The following is a 16412-nucleotide window of genomic DNA, read 5'->3' on the forward strand; positions in this document are numbered from 1 at the left end:
CCCGTGCCGCAAAGCCCTCTAGCCGAAAACCACGGGCCCCAAATGGGGCTTCCGCGACACGAACTCGGTGCCGGTGCCGGTGCCTCACAGCAGCCGTCGTGGTGAAGGCCTCCTTCCCTACCTTCAGGGTAGGCAAGGAGGCCTTCACGGACTTTGCAGGCAAGTCAGCGGGTTTTGTCCAAACGCGACAGTGTCTCTTCGTACCCCGACACCAGTTCCGCGATCACGTCGGAGACCGGGCGCACCCGGTCCATCCGCCCGACGATCTGCCCCACCGGCATCGAGACCACGCTCGGATCGGCCGCGTGGTGGATCCGGTTGTGCGCGTGGGAGACCAACAGGTTCTGCAGCGGCATCGGCAGCGGTTCGGGCGCGTCGGGCGCGGCCCACGCCTCGGTCCACCGCGTCTTGAGCAGCCGCGCCGGTTTGCCCGTGTAGATCCGCGTCCGGACGGTGTCGGACGACCCCGCCGCGACCAGTGCGCGCTGCATCGCCTCGGACTCCCCCATGGTCTGGAGGTACTCCTCGGTGGCGAGCCAGAAGGAGCCCATCCACACCCCGGACGCGCCCAGCGCGAGCGCCGCCGCGACCTGCCTGCCCGAGCCGATCCCACCGGCGGCGAGCACCGGCACGCGGTCGCCGACGGCGTCCACCACTTCGGGCAGCAGGACCATCGACGCGATCTCGCCGGTGTGCCCGCCCGCCTCATAGCCTTGCGCCACCACGATGTCGACGCCGTTGTCGACGTGCCGCACGGCGTGTTCGGCCTTACCCGCCAAGGCCGCGACCGGCACGCCCTTCGCGTGACACTGCTCGATGACGTCGACCGGCGGTGACCCCAGCGCGTTGGCGATCAACCGGATGGGGTGTTTCAGCGCGACCTCGACATGCGACCGGGCGACCGAATGCAGCCAGCCCAGCACTCCGGCGCGTTCGTCGGTGTCGTCCGGCAGCGGCGGCACCGCGAGATCGCGCAGCGTCCGCTCCACGAAGTCGCGATGCCCCTGCGGGATGTGTTTCGCGAGATCGATCGACGTCCCTTCGGCCGGGATCTTCGCGGGCATCACGATGTCGACGCCGTAGGGCTTCCCGCCGGTGTTCTCGTCCATCCAGGACAGGACGGCGTCGAGCTCGGCGGCGTCGTTGAACCGCACGCAGCCCAGCACGCCGAGACCGCCCGCCCGGCTGATCGCCGCGGCGACGTGCTCGGACGGGGTGAACCCGACGATCGGCAGCTCGATCCCGAGCCGGTCGCACAGAGACGTCCGCATGTAACTCCTTACGTGCCGGTTGGTGAACCCGCGTCCGCGATCGACGTCGGCAGGACGCCGACCGTCCTCGGCCTCACCAATGCGGAGAGGGCGTCCTGCCACCGCGATAGCGGGGCCTGCGGCCGGGCGGGTTCACGCGTTTGGTCGCTTTCCAGGTGACTCTTCAGCTCCGCCGACAGGCTGCTCACGCCGGTTGGATGCTGATGGGCTCGTGCTCGGCGGCGTACCGCTGCGCCCACGGGTAGTCCGGTTTCCCGCTGGGCGACCGCCCGATCTCCTCGGCGAGCCAGAGACTGCGCGGCACCTTGTAGCCGGCGATCTCGGTCCGCACGTGTGCTTCGAGCGCGGTGACGTCGAGCTCCTTGCCGTCACGCGGCTGGATCACCGCGGCCACCCGCTGGCCGAGCCGGTCGTCGGGGATGCCGATGACGAGCGCGTCGAAGACGTCGGGATGCGATTTGAGCGCGCCCTCGACCTCTTCCGGGTACACCTTCTCGCCGCCGGTGTTCACGCACTGCGACCCCCGGCCGAGCAGGGTCACCGTGAGGTCTTCCTCGTAGCGCGCGTAGTCACCCGGGACGACGTAGCGCTTGCCGTCGACCTCCACGAAGATCTTCTCGGTCTTCGCGGGATCCTTGTAATACCCGAGCGGGACGTGCCCGCGCCGGGCGATCAGGCCGATCGCGCCCGGTTTCGGCTCGACGAGCGCGCCGTCGTCGTCCACGAGGATCGCGTCCTTGCCGAAGTTGACCCGGGGACCGGCGGAATGATCGCTGTCCTTGCTGACCATGCCGATCCCGGTGAACCCGCTTTCGGACGAACCGATCGCGTCGGTGATCACCACGTGCGGGAGCAACGACAGGAATTCCTGCTTCACCGATTGGGAGAACAGGGCGGCGTGACTCGACACCGCCACGATCGACGAAGCGTCGTAGCCGCCCTCGCGGTAGGCGTCGATCAGCGGCCGCGCCATCGCGTCGCCGACGATGGTGAGCACCTGGACCTTGTTGTCCTGCACGGCTTTCCAGACTTCGTGCGCGTCGAACCGCGGGACGAACACGACCGGGCTGCCGGTGAACAGCGCGCCGAACGCGGCCCACTGCGCGGCGCCGTGGATCAGCGGCGCGGCCGGGAGCCGGACCAGGCTGCCCGACTTGCCCTGTTCGGCGAGCGTCCATTCGTCCGGGACGTACTCGCCGGTGACGAAGTTGATTCCGCCGCCGAGCGCGCGCCAGATGTCCTCGTGGCGCCACAGGACGCCCTTGGGATACCCGGTGGTGCCGCCGGTGTAGAGGATGTAGATGTCGTCGGCGCTGCGCTCGGCGAAGTCCCGCTCGGGGGAGCCTTCGGCGAGCGCGGCTTCGTAGTCCACACCACCGTAGGACGAGTAGTCGCCGTCGCTTCCGTCTTCGACAACGACAACGTGTTTCAGTTTCGGCGTCTCCGGCAGGACGGCGGCGACCTTGTCCGAATACTGGCGCTCGTGGACCAGCGCCACGAGGTCGGCATTGTCGAACAGGTACCGCAATTCGCCGTGGACGTAGCGGTAGTTGACGTTGACCGCGATCGCGCGCAGCTTGTACGCGGCGATCATCGATTCCAGGGCCTCGATCGAGTTCCGGGAATAGACACCGATGTGGGATCCGGGTCCCACGCCGTGTGCGGCGAGATGGTGCGCCAGCCGGTTGGCGCGCTCTTCCAGTTCGGCGAAGGTGACCCGCCGATCGCCGCAGACGACCGCGATGCGCTCCGGCACGGCGTCGACGGCGTGCTCGAGTAGATCCGCGATGTTGAGTGCCACTTCCTCAAAGTAGAACATGTTATCGTTCTGGGCAATGGCCGCTCTTTGGGAGGTTTTGGTGGGCGAACCGCACGCGCTGGTGGAAAAGATCGAACACACCCTCGTGGTCACGATGAACCGGCCGGAGGCCCGCAACGCGCTCAGCGGCGAGATGCTCGGGATCATGGTCGAGGCGTGGAACCGGGTGGACGAGGACGACGACATCCGGTGCTGCGTGCTCACCGGCGCGGGTGGCGCGTTCTGCGCGGGCGCGGATCTGAAGTCGATGTCGAAGAACTCGCCGTCGGACTCCTTCGAGAAGGGCACGTTCGACCCCAGCAGGATCGAGGGCCTGCTCAAGGGGCGGCGGCTGACGAAACCGTTGATCGCGGCCGTCGAAGGCGCCGCGATCGCGGGCGGGACGGAGATCCTGCAAGGTACGGACATCCGGGTCGCGGGCGAGAGCGCGAGGTTCGGGGTGTCCGAGGCGCGGTGGAGCCTGTTCCCGATGGGCGGTTCGGCCGTGCGGCTGCCCCGTCAGATCCCGTACACCGTCGCCGCCGACCTGTTGCTGACCGGACGGCACATCAAGGCGGCCGAGGCGCTGGAGATCGGCCTGATCGGCCACGTCGTCCCGGACGGGAAGGCGCTGGACAAGGCGCTCGAACTCGCGGGCCTCATCTCCGCGAACGGTCCCTTGGCGGTCCGCGCGATCCTCAAGACCATGCGGGACACCGAGGGCATGCACGAGGAAGAGGCCTTCAAGCTCGACGCCCAGTACGGCATCGAGGTCTTCGCGAGCGAAGACGCGAAGGAAGGCCCCCGCGCCTTCGCCGAGAAGCGCAAGCCCGTCTTCCGGAGCCGCTGACCCCGCGTTTCGTCCTCTGGATGCGGTAGTTCGCCGGTGAACTACCGCATCGAGAGGACTAAATGCGTCAGGGGACGCGGTGACCTTCCCAGTAGGGGTCGCGGAGCTTGCGCTTGTAGAGCTTCCCGTTCGGGTCGCGCGGGAGTTCGGGCAAGTAGTCGACGGAACGCGGGAGTTTGAACTTCGCCAGCCGCGACGCCGCGTACTCCAGGATCTCCGCGGTCAGCTCCTCGGAGGGCTCGACGCCGTCCGCGGGCTCGACGACGGCCTTGATCGCCTCGCCCCAGTCCTCGTGCGGGACACCGAACACCGCGACGTCGGCGATCTTCGGGTGCATCACCAGTTCGCCCTCGATCTCCGCCGGATAGATGTTGACACCGCCCGAGATGATCAGATCCGCCTTGCGGTCGTGCAGGAAGAGATAGCCGTCCTCGTCGAGATGCCCGACGTCGCCGAGGGTGAACAGGTCCCCGACCCGCGCCTTGTCGGTCTTGGCCCGGTCCTTGTGGTACTCGAACTTCGAGTCGCCCATCTTCATGTACACCGTGCCGGTCTCGCCGGCGGGCAGTTCCGCGCCCTCGTCGTCGAGGATCTTGATCGTCGAACCCGGCCACGGCAGCCCGACCGAACCCGGTTTCCTCAGCCACTCCTCCCCCGAGATCGCCGTCCCGCCGCCCTCGGTGGCCGCGTAGTACTCGGTGACGACCGGGCCCCACCAGTCGAGCATCCGGCGTTTGACCTCCAGCGGGCACGGCGCGGCGCCGTGGATCATCACCCGCAGCGAACTCAGGTCATAGGCCGCGCGGACGTCGTCCGGCAGCGCGAGCAGGCGGCGGAACTGCGTCGGGACCATGTGGCTGTGCGTGACGCGGTGCCGTTCGATCAGCCGCAGCATGTCCTCGGCGTCCCAGCGATCCATCAGCACCGCGGTATGCCCCAGCTGCAGGGAGATCGCGACGAAGTTCAGCACCGCCGTGTGATAGAGCGGCGACCCGCACAGATGCACGTGGTCGTCGTGCGGCGCCAGCCCGAAGATCCCGAAGAACCACGTCGACGCGGCCGGCACGGAGTCGGGGTCGGCGCCGGTCAGCGGCCGCCGGACGCCTTTGGGCCGCCCCGTGGTGCCGGACGTGTAGAGCATCGGCGAGCCCGCCGTACGCCGCTCCGGACGGCCGTCGCCCTCGCCGGAGCCGAGTTCTTCGATCCGGCGGAAGCCCGCGACGTCGCCCACCGCGAACCGCGCGCGTTCCGGGATCCCGGCCTCGTCCGCGGCCGCGATCGCGACGTCGGCGAAGCGTTCGTGCGCGAGGAACGCCTTGGCGCCGGAGTCGGACAGGATGTAGGCGACCTCCGGCCCGACCAGATGCCAGTTGACCACCACGATGTACAGGCCGGACTGGATGGCGGCGAAATAGGCCGCGACGAGTTCGTCGCCGTTGGGCTGCAGGACGACGACCACGTCCCCGGCCTCGAGCCCGAGGGCTTGGAGCCCCCGCGCGTACGCGTTCGCTTTCGCGGCGAGGTCCCCATAGCCGATCGAGCGGCCGTCCGGATCGACGAGTGCGACCCGCTCCGGCTGGCGTTCGGCGATATTCCAGACCCCAAGTGTCCCGGTGGCAGTCGACATACCCGCAAATCTAGAACGCGTTCCACCTAAGAGCAACCGTCAGCAAGGCCCAGATGTGCAGTCTTGCCGGAAAATCGAGAACGTGTTTCACTCAGGACGTGAGCGCACCCGAACTTCCGCTGTCGGCCCCGCTCAACGTGGGCTTCGACTACACCCGCTCGGTCGGCCCCGTGCTCGGCCGGTTCGTCGATGCCCTGCGCGAGCGCCGTGTCGAAGGCGTCCGCGGCAGCGATGGCCGCGTCCACGTGCCCCCTTTGGAGTACGACCCCGTGACCGCCGAAGCGCTGTCCGACTTCGTACCCGTGGCTTCCGAGGGCGAGATCGTCTCCTGGTCCTGGATCGCCGAACCCGTCGACGGCCAGCCGTTGTCGCGGCCGTTCGCGTGGGCGCTGATCCGGCTCGACGGCGCCGACACCCCGATGCTGCACGCCGTCGACGCCGGTTCCCCCTCGAATGTCCACACCGGACAGCGGGTCCGGATCCGCTGGGCGGACGAGACCGTCGGCCACATCCGCGACATCGCCTACTTCGTCCCCGCCGACGGGCCCGACACCGATGCCACCGAGGCGCCTCCCCCGGTCGCGAAACGCGAAGAGGGCGCGCCGGTCAGCGTGGTGATCACGCCGATCCACCTGCGTTACCAGCATTCCGCGTCGCCGGAGGAAAGCCGGTACCTGCGCGGGCTCGCCGAGGGAAAGCTGATCGGCCAGCGCTGCCCGTCCTGCGAGAAGGTCTACATCCCGCCGCGCGGTGCCTGCCCGACCGACGGCGTCCCGACCACCGACGAGGTCGAACTGCCCGACACCGGCATCGTCACGACGTTCTGCATCGTGAACGTGCCGTTCCTCGGCCAGAAGATCAAACCGCCGTACGTGGCCGCGTACATCCTGCTCGACGGCGCGGACATCGCGTTCCTGCACCTGGTCCTCGGCTGCGACGCCGCCGACGTCCGGATGGGCATGCGGGTCCGGGCAGCGTGGAAGCCACGGGAAGAATGGTGGACTTCGCTGGAGAACATCGGCCATTTCGAGCCGACCGGCGAGCCCGACGCACCGTACGAATCCTTCGCCCACCATCTGTGAGGACCACCGTGCCAGATGTAGCAGTCGTGGGCTTCGCGCAGGCCCCCAACGTCCGCAGTACCCCGGGCACCACCAACGGCGTGGAAATGCTGGTGCCGATCTTCGCCGAGGTCTTCGAGCACACCGGTCTGTCCAAAGAGGACATCGGGTTCTGGTGCTCCGGTTCCTCGGACTACCTCGCCGGCCGCGCGTTCTCGTTCATCGCGGCCGTCGACGCCATCGGCGCCTTCCCGCCGATCCACGAGTCGCACGTCGAGATGGACGCCGCCTGGGCGTTGTACGAGGCTTGGCTGAAGATCCGGATGGGCGAGGTCGAGACCGCGCTGGTCTACGGGTTCGGCAAGTCCTCCGCCGGGCAGCTGCGGCGGGTGCTGGCCTTGCAAATGGACCCGTACGTCGTCGCGCCGCTGTGGCCGGATTCGATCAGCGTCGCCGGGATCCAGGCGCGGCTGGGACTCGAATCCGGGCTCTGGTCGGAAAAGGATCTCGCCGAGGTCGCCGCGCGCAGCCGCGCGGACGCCGCCGGGAACCCGGCCGCGCAGCTCTCCGGAACGGTCGAGGTCGCCGAACTCCTGGACGCCCCTTACTTCGCGGATCCCTTGCGGGCCCACGACATCGCCCCCATCACCGACGGCGCCGCCGTGCTCGTGCTCGCGTCGGCCGAGCGGGCGGCGGACCTCGTCGACAGCCCGGCGGTGATCACCGGGATCGAGCACCGCGTCGACTCCCCCGCGCTCGGTGTCCGGGACCTCACCAAGTCGCCTTCGACGGCGGCCGCCGGGCAGGCGCTCGACCTCGACGGCGTCGAGATCGCGGAACTGCACGCGCCGTTCACGCATCAGGAACTGATCCTGCGCGACGCGCTGGGCCTCGGCGACCAGGTGCGGATCAACCCCTCCGGCGGCGTCCTGACCGGCAATCCGATGTTCTCGGCGGGGCTCGCGCGGATCGGCGAGGCCGCGAGCCGCATTCTCGACGGCAGCGCGCGCAAGACCCTCGCCCACGCGACCAGCGGCCCCGTCCTCCAGCAGAACCTGGTCGCCACCTTGGAGGTCCTCTCGTGAAGCACCTCGCGGCCGTACTGGGAACGGGCCAGACCCACCACAAGGCCAAACGCACCGACGTGTCCATGCCCGGCCTCCTCCGGGAGGCCATCGACCGCGCGATGCTCGACGCGCGGACCGGCTGGGACGACATCGACGCCGTCGTCCTCGGCAAGGCGCCGGATCTGTTCGAGGGCGTGATGATGCCCGAACTGTTCCTCGCCGACGCGCTCGGCGCGACCGGGAAACCGTTGCTGCGCGTGCACACCGCCGGCTCGGTCGGCGGCTCGACCGCGCTCGTGGCGGCGTCGCTCGTACAGGCCGGCGTGCACAAGCGGGTGCTGACGGTGGCCTTCGAGAAGCAGTCGGAGTCGAACGCGATGTGGGGCCTGTCGATCCTGCCGCCGTTCCAGATGCCGGTGGGCGCCGGGGCGGGCGGCTATTTCGCGCCGCACGTGCGCTCGTACATCCGGCGATCCGGCGCGCCCGACCACGTCGGCGCGATCGTCGCGGCCAAGGACCGCCGCAACGGCGCGTTGAATCCGTATGCCCACCTGCGGCAGTCCGACATCACGGTGGAGTCGGTGCAGGCGTCGCAGATGCTGTGGGACCCGATCCGCTACGACGAGACGTGCCCGTCTTCGGACGGCGCCTGCGCGATGGTGATCGGTGACGAAGCGGCGGGTGACGCGGTTCCCGGTGGCGCGGCGTGGATCCACGCGACCGCGATGCGCACCGAGCCGACCACGTTCGCCGGACGCGACCAGGTGAACCCCCAGGCCGGACGGGACGCCGCCGCGGCGTTGTGGCGGGACGCGGGGATCACCGACCCACTGTCCGAAGTGGACGCCGCCGAGATCTACGTGCCGTTCTCGTGGTTCGAGCCGATGTGGCTGGAGAACCTGGGGTTCACCGGCGAAGGTCAGGGCTGGAAGCTCACCGAAGCCGGTGAGACCGCGATCGGCGGGCGCCTGCCGGTCAACCCGTCGGGGGGCGTGCTGTCGTCGAACCCGATCGGGGCGTCCGGGATGCTCCGGTTCTCCGAAGCGGCCAAACAGGTGATGGGCCGGGCCGGGGACTACCAGGTCGACGGCGCGCGGATCGCGCTCGGGCACGCGTACGGCGGCGGTTCGCAGTTCTTCTCGATGTGGGTGGTGGGAGCGGCCAAACCGAGCTGATCCTTCAGCCGGCTCTGGCTTCCTCGACCTTCCCGCGCCTGACGTACAGGCGAATCCTGTTCGGCCGGTGGTCCAGCGTCACCGCTCCGTGTCCTTCCAGATCGACGACCTCGACCTGGAAGCCGTCGGCCTCACATTTGGAGCGCGCCTCGTCCACCCGCGAACCCACGAGTTCCGACAAGGCGAACGACGGTGTTCGTTCACCGGACATCGGGGCTCTCCCTTTCGGTCAGGGGCGGCGGCGCGGCCGGAGGCGCTGCGCGGCCAGGGTGGCGACCACCCCGGTCACCGCGCCTACCAGCACCGGCTTGAGTCCGTGCCGGTCCGGTGCCGCCACCACGGGCCGGACCACCACGGGCGGCGGCGGCCGCACCGGGTCCGGCGGGGCGTCGCGTGCGGTCGCCGTCCAGGCGGTCACGAACACCAGCATCCGGGCCACCAGCGAGATGAAGAAGATCAGGCCGATGATGGAGCCGAACGCGACCCCGGTCGGCGAGTTCCCGATCAGGCGCAGGTAGATCCCACCGGCCAGCTTCAGGAGTTCGAAGCCCAGCGCCAGCGCGACCGCGCCGCGCATCGCGCTGCGGACACCGACCGGTTTCCGCGGCAGCCGGGTGAGCACCCAGAGGAAGACGAGCCAGTTGGCCAGCAACGCCAAGGGAATCGAGATCGCCGACAGCACGTTGTGCCCCCAGGCGGTGTCGTCCACCCCGGCCAGCCCCAGCAGGTACCGGCCGAGCGCGGACCCGGAAATGGTGATGGCGAAGGACACCAGCAGCGCGCTCGCGAGGCCGAGCAGCGCGAGCAGGTCCGCGGCGATCGTGCGCAGGAGCGGGAGATCCGACCGATTCTGGCCCCACAGCGCGGTGAGGGCGTCACGGAGCGCGTTCATCCAGTTCCAGCCGGAGTACAACCCGATGATCAGACCGATGATCCCGACGCTGGTGCGCTGCTCCACGAACCCGGTGAGCAGTTCCCCCGCCTTGTCACCGAGACCGCCGGGCAGGGTGCCGGTGAGCGCGCTCAGCATCGACTCGATCAGTTGCGGCTGGCTCGCCAGCACGAAGCCCGCCACCGAAACCGAGACCATGAGGATGGGCACCAGCGAGAACAGGCTGAAATAGGTGATCGACGCGACGTAGTGGTAACCGCCGTACTCGATGTAGCGGTTCACGGCCCGCGCCACGTGGTCCAGCCAGCGGTAGCGGGCACGCAGCCGCTGCCATTTCGTCGGTGCTTGCTTCTCCCTCACACGCCAATGTCTACCCCAGCGAGGTCACGGCTCGTGGTCAACACGCGATCAAGCGAGCGCGATCAGCTCCGAACCGTCGTCCTCCGGCAGTGACGGGCCCGCGGTCGCCAGCACGGTGTTGCCGAGAAAGTCCAGCTCACAGCCGAGGGTGGAGAGGAACGCGGTGTCGGCGGCGTCCCGGCCGGTCGCGATCCGGCACAGGCTCTGCCTCGGCGCGAGGCCGGTGGCGTCGAACACGTACCAGCGGCCGTCGATCGCGGCCTCGAACACGGCGTGGAAGTCCATTGGGGACAGTCCGGGCGCGTAGACCGCGGCGAACCGGGCGGGGATGTCGAGCACGCGGCACAGCGAGATGCAGACGTGCGCGTAATCGCGGCACACCCCTTCGCCTGCGAGGTAGGTGTCGACGGCGTCGTCGGTCGGCGAACCGGAACCGACCACATAGGACAGGTGCCCGCCCACGTGCCGGACGATCGCCTCCACCTGGGCCCGCGCGCCGGGCAAGCCGCCGAAGCGGGACAGCGCGAGCCCGCCCATCCGGTCCGAGGGACAGTACCGGCTGGGCCTGGTGTAGCGGATCAGATCTTCTTGGCCGAGCGGCTCGGCGTCGGCCGGGCCGAGCGCGCGTTCGGCGCGGTACCGCACGACGTGTTCCCCGGACGGCAGGTCGACGACCTGGGCCCGGGTCCCGTGTTCGAACGCCACCTGGCGCGGCGGCGCGGGATAGGCGAATTCCTCCTGGGCGGCCCCGCCCGCGAGCGCGACCACGAACGCGGCGGGGCCGGGTTTCGTGACCCGGAAGGACAGTTCGACGTCGACCTGAACGTGGGGACCCATGACCACATGGTGCCCCACGGCACCGGCTCAGGCGTAGCGGACCTGGTAGTGCTTGATCCCGTTGAGCCAGCTCGACCGGAGCCGGTCCGGCGGGGCCACTTCGGCGATGTCCGGCATGACGTCGGCGATGGCGTTGAAGATCAGGTCGATCTCCAGCCGCGCGAGGTTGGCGCCGATGCAGTAGTGCGAACCCGTGCCGCCGAAGCCGACGTGCGGGTTGTCCTCGCGGAGGATGTCGAACTTCTCCGGCTCGTCGAAATGGTCCGGGTCGAAGTTCGCGGAACTGTAGAACATCCCGACCCGGTCACCCTTGCGGATGTGCTGGCCGCCGAGCTCGGTGTCCCTGGTCGCGGTGCGCTGGAAGGCGACCACCGGGGTGGCCCAGCGGACGATCTCGTCCGGGGCGGTCTTCGGCCGCTCCTTCTTGTACAGCTCCCATTGGTCCGGGTGATCGAGGAACGCCTTCATCCCGTGGGTGATCGCGTTGCGCGTCGTCTCGTTGCCCGCGACGGCGAGCAGGATGACGAAGAAGCCGAACTCGTCCGACGCCAGCGACTCGCCGTCGACGTCGGCCTGCACCAGCTTCGTGACGATGTCGTCCATCGGGCACTTGCGCCGTTCTTCGGCCATGTTCCAGGCGTAGCCGACGATCTCCGCGGACGCGGCCAGCGGTTCGACCTCGTACTCGGGGTCGTCGTAGGCGACCATCTGGTTGGACCAGTCGAAGACCTTGAGCCGGTCTTCCTGCGGGATGCCGATCAGTTCGGCGATGGCCTGCAAGGGAAGTTCGCAGGCGACGTCGACGACGAAATCGCCGGAGCCCTTCTTCTTCGCCTCGCTGACGATCCGTTCCGCGCGGTCGCGCAGGGTGTCCTCGAGCTTCGCGATCGACCGCGGCGTGAAGCCCTTCGACACGATCCGTCGCAGCTTCGTGTGCTGCGGGGCGTCCATGTTGAGCAGGACCAGGCGGTTGGCTTCGAGGCTGTCGTCGGTCATGTTCTCGTCGAACCGGATGATCGCGGTCTTCTCCCGGGAGGAGAACAGCTCGCTGTCCCTCGACACCGCCTTGACGTCATCGAGCCGGCTGACCACCCAGTAGCCGTCATCGCGGAAACCCGCGGTGTTGTGGGGCTGGGGGTTCCACCAGACCGGTGCCGTACGGCGGAGTTCGGCGAACTCCTCCAGAGGCAGTCTGGTGGCGTAAAGATCCGGATCGGTGAAATCGAAACCGGCGGGGATCAGGGGAGCGGCCACGGGCTACCTCCTACGCGGTTCGCCAATGAAACACGTTCTAGACCCGATTGAAGCATACGGTGTTTACCAAGAGAAGAGTTTCTAGTGAAACCCGTTAACTCAACCAGCTTGGAGCATCCAACCCCAGGAAGGAGCAGGAACCGCGACCAGTGATCAAAATCGAGCCGACCCTGCGGCTACTTGCTCAAATCAGGAACATGTTCTACTTTTCGAGGCAGCGAACAGTGTTCCCGGGAGGCGAACGTGGGTAGTCCGGTGATCGTCGAGGCGGTCCGCACCCCCATCGGCAAGCGCAGGGGTCACCTGGCGGGGCTGCACGCCGCCGAGATCCTCGGCGCGGCACAGCGCGCCCTGCTCGAACGCGCGGGGCTGGATCCCGCGCTGGTCGAGCAGGTGATCGGCGGTGCCGTGACCCAGGCAGGCGAACAGGCGGGCAACGTCACGCGCACCGCGTGGCTGCACGCCGGGCTCCCCGAGGCCACGGGCGCGACCACCATCGACGCCCAGTGCGGTTCGGCGCAGCAGGCGACGCACCTGATCGCCGGGCTCATCGCGGCCGGCGCGATCGACGCCGGCGTCTCCTGCGGGGTCGAGGCGATGAGCCGGGTCCCGCTGGGCGCGAACCGCGGCGAGGGCATCGGCACGCCCCGTCCGGAGTCGTGGTCGATCGACATGCCCAACCAGTACGGCGCGGCCGAGCGGATCGCGGAACGCCGCGGTATCACCCGGCAGGACGTCGACCGGTTCGGCACCGCGTCCCAGGCCAAGGCCGCCGCCGCCTGGGCCGCGGGACACTTCGACCGCGAGGTCGTCGCGGTGAAGGCCCCCGTGCTCGGCGAGGACGGCGCACCGACCGGCGAGACACGGCTCGTGTCCCGCGACCAAGGTCTCCGCGAGACGACCGTCGAAGGCCTCGCCAAGCTCAAGCCCGTTCTCGACGGCGGCGTGCACACGGCCGGGACCTCGTCGCAGATCTCCGACGGCGCGGCCGCGCTCCTGCTGATGGACTCGGACCGGGCCAAGGCACTGGGCCTCAAGCCCCGAGCGCGGATCGTCTCGCAGGCGTTGGTCGGCGCGGAGCCGTACTACCACCTCGACGGCCCCGTGCAGGCGACCGAACGCGTCCTTGCCAAGGCGGGGATGACGATCGGCGACCTCGACCTCTTCGAAGTCAACGAGGCGTTCGCTTCAGTCGTGTTGTCGTGGCAACGGGTGCATCGGCCCGACGAAGGCAAGGTCAACGTGAACGGTGGCGCGATCGCGCTCGGGCATCCCGTCGGCAGCACCGGCGCCCGCCTGCTGGCCACGGTGTTGCACGAACTGGAACGCCGTGACGCGAGCACCGCGCTGGTCACGATGTGCGCCGGTGGCGCGCTTTCCACCGGCACGATCATCGAACGGATCTAGCCGCCCAGGCCACGAGATCTCCCTCGGCGTGAGGGGTGTGTGGAAATAGGGACGTTCACTGTCCCTGTTTCCACACAGTGCTCCCGACCGGGCCGGTCATGAGTGACCGCGACACGCCTAGTCCACGGCGACCTCGACCACCGGACCGTTGTCCGGCCTCGCGAGCCGTTTGCTTCCCTGACCCTCCTTCCAGTAGTCGAAAAAGATGGTGTTGCCCTCGACCCAGGTCAGCACCGCCTCGGTGAGGTCCAGCCGGAAGACGTGCGCCTCCCCGTCGTCGCCCTGCAGGCGGGCGACCTCCGCCGGATCGGTGATCTCGACCGCCTTTCCCGACACCTTCGCGTCCGCTCCGCCCTCGTCGATCGCCGAGGCGGCGTGGATCGCGAACCTGCCGTCGCGTCGCAGATCCTTCGCCTTCATCGCGCCGATCATCGAACCGATCAGCAGGTCCCGCTCACGGAAATCGACCTCACTGCCACTGACCCTGGGTGAGCCGTCCCGCCGGACCGTCGCCAGCACATGCGACTTCGCCGCGGTGAACCGCTCCTTGATCTTCTCCGCCAGCGCGGGTGCCTCTTCACTGAACTGCTGCCACGTCGCCATGCGGAACAGCGTCCCACCGGGGTCCGACAGTTTCGAGGCCTCAGGGCCGCGGCGCCCCCATCGGGTTCGGCAGCGGGATCGCCCCGGCGTCGAAGACGCGGCGGCTCAGCGGGACGGCGAGCCGCACGGTCTCGGCGGCCCCGTCCTCGCCGAGTGCTTCGAGCGGGCCGGTGGCGAGACGGTCGGTCTCGTCCTCGATCCGTTGGCGCAGCGCGATTCCCGGACCGGTGAGGGTCAGATCGCCGTCGAGGATGCCCCGTTCGGACAGCCGCGCGACGCTCTCGTCCCACTCGTCGTCGGACCAGCCGCGGTTGACCTGGATGACCTCGCGGGTCACCGCTCCGCTGCCGATGTGGGTCAGCGTGGTGTCGAGCCCGCGCAGCCCGGCGGCGACGGCGGACAGCACGTGACCGTCCCCGCGATGCTCGCGCAGCACCGTCGCCGCGAGCCAGACCCGGCCGGCAGGCGTGGCGGGCCTGGTCACCGAGGACCAGGCGGCGGCTAGCGGCCTGCCGTCGTAATCGCAGCCGGTGACGGCTTGTTCGAGCAAGTCGGCGAGGTCCGCGAGAGGCGCGCCGGCGGGCAGGATCCGGTTCAAGGCTTCCTCGACGGCGTCCATCCGGCTCTTCAGCACGACCGCCGGTTCGGCGTATTTCCACGCGTCGGGCAAGGACCGCGCGACCATCCTCGGGGCGAACCCGAAGAGCATCGCGGTCGCCGGTGGTTCCGGCAGCGGCCCGAGCGGCGCGACCCGGCCGGCGAAATAGCCCATCCACCACCCCGGCAGGCCGGCCGCCTTGGCCGCGGCCGCCGTTTCCGGGGCGAAGTAGACGACGGCGTGCAGCGGCTCGACCGCTTCCCAGAGACGGCGCTGAGGTGACTTCACGCCACCATCTTGCCTCGCCGAAAACCGGATGCGGGCGATCGCGGTGTGGTGTGTGATCACGGCATGGTGATCAGCTTGGAGAAACCGGGACCCGATGGGCTGAACGAGGCCGTCGACGCGCTGCGGGAGTGGCAATCCGAAGGCGTGGCCTGGCAACTGCATCCCGGTGACCTCGGCTGGTTCTGGCGTTCGGGGGCGGAGGCGACGGCCGCGGCGGTCCGGATCTGGCGCCGGGACGGGCGGATTCTCGCCGTCGGGCTCCTGGACGGAGCCGACCTCCTGCGCGTGACGACCGCCCCCGATGTCCGCCGGGACGAGGAACTGGCGCGGCGGATGGCCGAAGACGTGATCGCGCCGGAGCGCGGTGTGCTGCCACCGGGGGAGGTGTCCGTCGAGGCTCCGATGGACGCTCTGCTCCAGGAACTGCTGCCCGGCCACGGCTGGCACGCCGGCGAACCGTGGACTCCGCTGCGCCGCGATCTCACCGAACCGGTGAAGGACCCGGGTCTGCGGATCGAGACGATCGGCCCGGACGACTGCCACGTGTGGGCCGACGTGATGCGGGGAGCCTTCGACGGCTCGACGTTCACCCCCGAGAAGTGGCGCACGATGGCGACGGGTGCGCCGTACGCCGACGCCCGGTACCTGGTCGGGTACGACGCGCGGGACGACGCCGTCGCGGCGGTGGCCGTGTGGGCGGCCGGGCAGGGCAAACCCGGTGTGCTGGAACCGATGGGCGTGCACCGGGACCATCGCGGGCACGGCTACGGCAGGGCGATCACCTTCGCCGCGGCGGCCGCGCTCCGGGAGCTCGGCTCGTCGAGCGCGGGCGTGAACACGCCGAGTTCCAATGTCGCCGCCGTCGCGACCTACGAATCGAGCGGGTTCCAGCGGCTTCCCGAGGTCCGGGATCTGACGCGGGACGCCTCGTAAGTGATGGGGCCTTGGCTACCAGCTGACACTCGACGATCGGCCACGTCCGCCACACGGATACCTGCAGTCACAGCGGCTGCGTGGGTGGTGTTGCGAAAGCCACTTTCGCAACCTTCAACGTTGCGAAAGTGCCTTTCGCAACGTCGGCCGCGGCCGGGCACAGTACCGCCCTGGCGATCATGTCGCGAAAGCCACTTTCGAGACGTCTGGTGTCCTGAAAGTGGCTTTCGCGACACCGNGTGGTGTTGCGAAAGCCACTTTCGCAACCTTCAACGTTGCGAAAGTGCCTTTCGCAACACCACCTCCCGCCCTGGCGCGACACCCAGCGGGACCCAGAAGTACATGAAGGCCCCCTTCCTTGCGCCTAGGTACAGGAAGGGGGCCTTCATGT

15 protein-coding genes are annotated in these 16412 nt (G+C 69.0%); 6 read left to right on the forward strand and 9 right to left on the reverse strand.

What is annotated here, in order from left to right; translation table 11 throughout:
* Window positions 1-164: 164 nt before the first annotated feature.
* Window positions 165-1271, reverse strand: coding sequence for an NAD(P)H-dependent flavin oxidoreductase (locus ACXIZN_RS19715; protein WP_457956119.1), 1107 nt, complete (start codon window positions 1269-1271; stop codon window positions 165-167).
* Between the two features lie 184 nt (window positions 1272-1455).
* Window positions 1456-3072 carry an acyl-CoA synthetase gene (locus ACXIZN_RS19720; RefSeq protein WP_457956121.1) on the reverse strand — a complete coding sequence of 539 codons (1617 nt, stop codon included), beginning with the start codon at window positions 3070-3072 and terminating at the stop codon, window positions 1456-1458.
* A gap of 58 nt (window positions 3073-3130) precedes the next feature.
* Between ACXIZN_RS19720 and ACXIZN_RS19725 the strand changes: the two genes are divergently transcribed.
* Window positions 3131-3919, forward strand: coding sequence for a crotonase/enoyl-CoA hydratase family protein (locus ACXIZN_RS19725; protein WP_457960559.1), 789 nt, complete (start codon window positions 3131-3133; stop codon window positions 3917-3919).
* Window positions 3920-3986: 67 nt separating this feature from the next.
* On the opposite strand, the gene ACXIZN_RS19730 is transcribed toward ACXIZN_RS19725, so the two are convergent.
* Window positions 3987-5546: an acyl-CoA synthetase gene (locus ACXIZN_RS19730; protein ID WP_457956123.1), complete on the reverse strand. Its 1560-nt coding sequence runs from the start codon at window positions 5544-5546 to the stop codon at window positions 3987-3989.
* 53 nt (window positions 5547-5599) lie between these two features.
* On the opposite strand from ACXIZN_RS19730, the gene ACXIZN_RS19735 reads away from it, so the two are divergent.
* The 3 genes from ACXIZN_RS19735 to ACXIZN_RS19745 are packed head-to-tail and all read left to right on the forward strand — an operon-like array spanning window position 5600 to window position 8849.
* The gene (locus ACXIZN_RS19735) at window positions 5600-6628 is read left to right on the forward strand and encodes a Zn-ribbon domain-containing OB-fold protein (RefSeq protein ID WP_457956125.1); all 1029 of its coding nucleotides are present in this window, start codon (window positions 5600-5602) and stop codon (window positions 6626-6628) included.
* A gap of 8 nt (window positions 6629-6636) precedes the next feature.
* The gene (locus ACXIZN_RS19740; RefSeq protein ID WP_457956127.1) at window positions 6637-7692 is read left to right on the forward strand and encodes a thiolase domain-containing protein; all 1056 of its coding nucleotides are present in this window, start codon (window positions 6637-6639) and stop codon (window positions 7690-7692) included.
* Complete coding sequence (locus ACXIZN_RS19745; RefSeq protein ID WP_457956129.1) at window positions 7689-8849, forward strand: thiolase domain-containing protein; 1161 nt, start codon at window positions 7689-7691, stop codon at window positions 8847-8849. Before ACXIZN_RS19740 ends, ACXIZN_RS19745 begins: the two co-directional genes overlap by 4 nt.
* A 4-nt stretch (window positions 8850-8853) precedes the next feature.
* On the opposite strand, the gene ACXIZN_RS19750 is transcribed toward ACXIZN_RS19745, so the two are convergent.
* From ACXIZN_RS19750 to ACXIZN_RS19765, 4 genes are read right to left on the reverse strand one after another with little or no spacing between them, the layout of a single operon-like run.
* Window positions 8854-9060 carry a hypothetical protein gene (locus tag ACXIZN_RS19750; RefSeq protein WP_457956131.1) on the reverse strand — a complete coding sequence of 69 codons (207 nt, stop codon included), beginning with the start codon at window positions 9058-9060 and terminating at the stop codon, window positions 8854-8856.
* A gap of 18 nt (window positions 9061-9078) precedes the next feature.
* The gene (locus ACXIZN_RS19755; protein WP_457956133.1) at window positions 9079-10101 is read right to left on the reverse strand and encodes a YhjD/YihY/BrkB family envelope integrity protein; all 1023 of its coding nucleotides are present in this window, start codon (window positions 10099-10101) and stop codon (window positions 9079-9081) included.
* Between the two features lie 48 nt (window positions 10102-10149).
* Entirely contained in the window at window positions 10150-10938 is a 789-nt protein-coding gene (locus ACXIZN_RS19760; RefSeq protein WP_457956135.1) for a transglutaminase-like domain-containing protein, read from the reverse strand.
* 27 nt (window positions 10939-10965) lie between these two features.
* On the reverse strand, window positions 10966-12192 hold the full coding sequence (locus ACXIZN_RS19765; RefSeq protein WP_457956136.1) for a cytochrome P450: 1227 nt from the start codon (window positions 12190-12192) through the stop codon (window positions 10966-10968).
* Between the two features lie 243 nt (window positions 12193-12435).
* On the opposite strand from ACXIZN_RS19765, the gene ACXIZN_RS19770 reads away from it, so the two are divergent.
* On the forward strand, window positions 12436-13599 hold the full coding sequence (locus tag ACXIZN_RS19770; protein WP_457956137.1) for a steroid 3-ketoacyl-CoA thiolase: 1164 nt from the start codon (window positions 12436-12438) through the stop codon (window positions 13597-13599).
* A 117-nt stretch (window positions 13600-13716) separates the two neighbouring features.
* On the opposite strand, the gene ACXIZN_RS19775 is transcribed toward ACXIZN_RS19770, so the two are convergent.
* Window positions 13717-14202 (reverse strand): pyridoxamine 5'-phosphate oxidase family protein, encoded by a 486-nt coding sequence (locus ACXIZN_RS19775; RefSeq protein WP_457956138.1) that lies wholly within the window; start codon window positions 14200-14202, stop codon window positions 13717-13719.
* Between the two features lie 40 nt (window positions 14203-14242).
* Window positions 14243-15088, reverse strand: coding sequence for an SCO6745 family protein (locus ACXIZN_RS19780; protein ID WP_457956139.1), 846 nt, complete (start codon window positions 15086-15088; stop codon window positions 14243-14245).
* A 63-nt stretch (window positions 15089-15151) separates the two neighbouring features.
* Between ACXIZN_RS19780 and ACXIZN_RS19785 the strand changes: the two genes are divergently transcribed.
* Window positions 15152-16021, forward strand: a complete 870-nt coding sequence (locus tag ACXIZN_RS19785) for a GNAT family N-acetyltransferase (protein WP_457956141.1) — start codon at window positions 15152-15154, stop codon at window positions 16019-16021.
* Window positions 16022-16412 lie beyond the last annotated feature (391 nt).

The organism is Amycolatopsis sp. TRM77291 (assembly GCF_054166285.1).

Excerpts from the sequence above, each read along its gene's own strand:
- ACXIZN_RS19715 (WP_457956119.1), bottom strand. The coding sequence starts at position 1,271 with ATGCGGACGTCTCTGTGCGACCGGCTCGGGATCGAGCTGCCGATCGTC.
- ACXIZN_RS19730 (WP_457956123.1), bottom strand. The coding sequence starts at position 5,546 with ATGTCGACTGCCACCGGGACACTTGGGGTCTGGAATATCGCCGAACGC.
- ACXIZN_RS19735 (WP_457956125.1), top strand. The coding sequence starts at position 5,600 with ATGTGCAGTCTTGCCGGAAAATCGAGAACGTGTTTCACTCAGGACGTG.
- ACXIZN_RS19750 (WP_457956131.1), bottom strand. The coding sequence starts at position 9,060 with ATGTCCGGTGAACGAACACCGTCGTTCGCCTTGTCGGAACTCGTGGGT.
- ACXIZN_RS19760 (WP_457956135.1), bottom strand. The coding sequence starts at position 10,938 with ATGGGTCCCCACGTTCAGGTCGACGTCGAACTGTCCTTCCGGGTCACG.
- ACXIZN_RS19775 (WP_457956138.1), bottom strand. The coding sequence starts at position 14,202 with ATGGCGACGTGGCAGCAGTTCAGTGAAGAGGCACCCGCGCTGGCGGAG.
- ACXIZN_RS19785 (WP_457956141.1), top strand. The coding sequence starts at position 15,152 with ATGGTGATCAGCTTGGAGAAACCGGGACCCGATGGGCTGAACGAGGCC.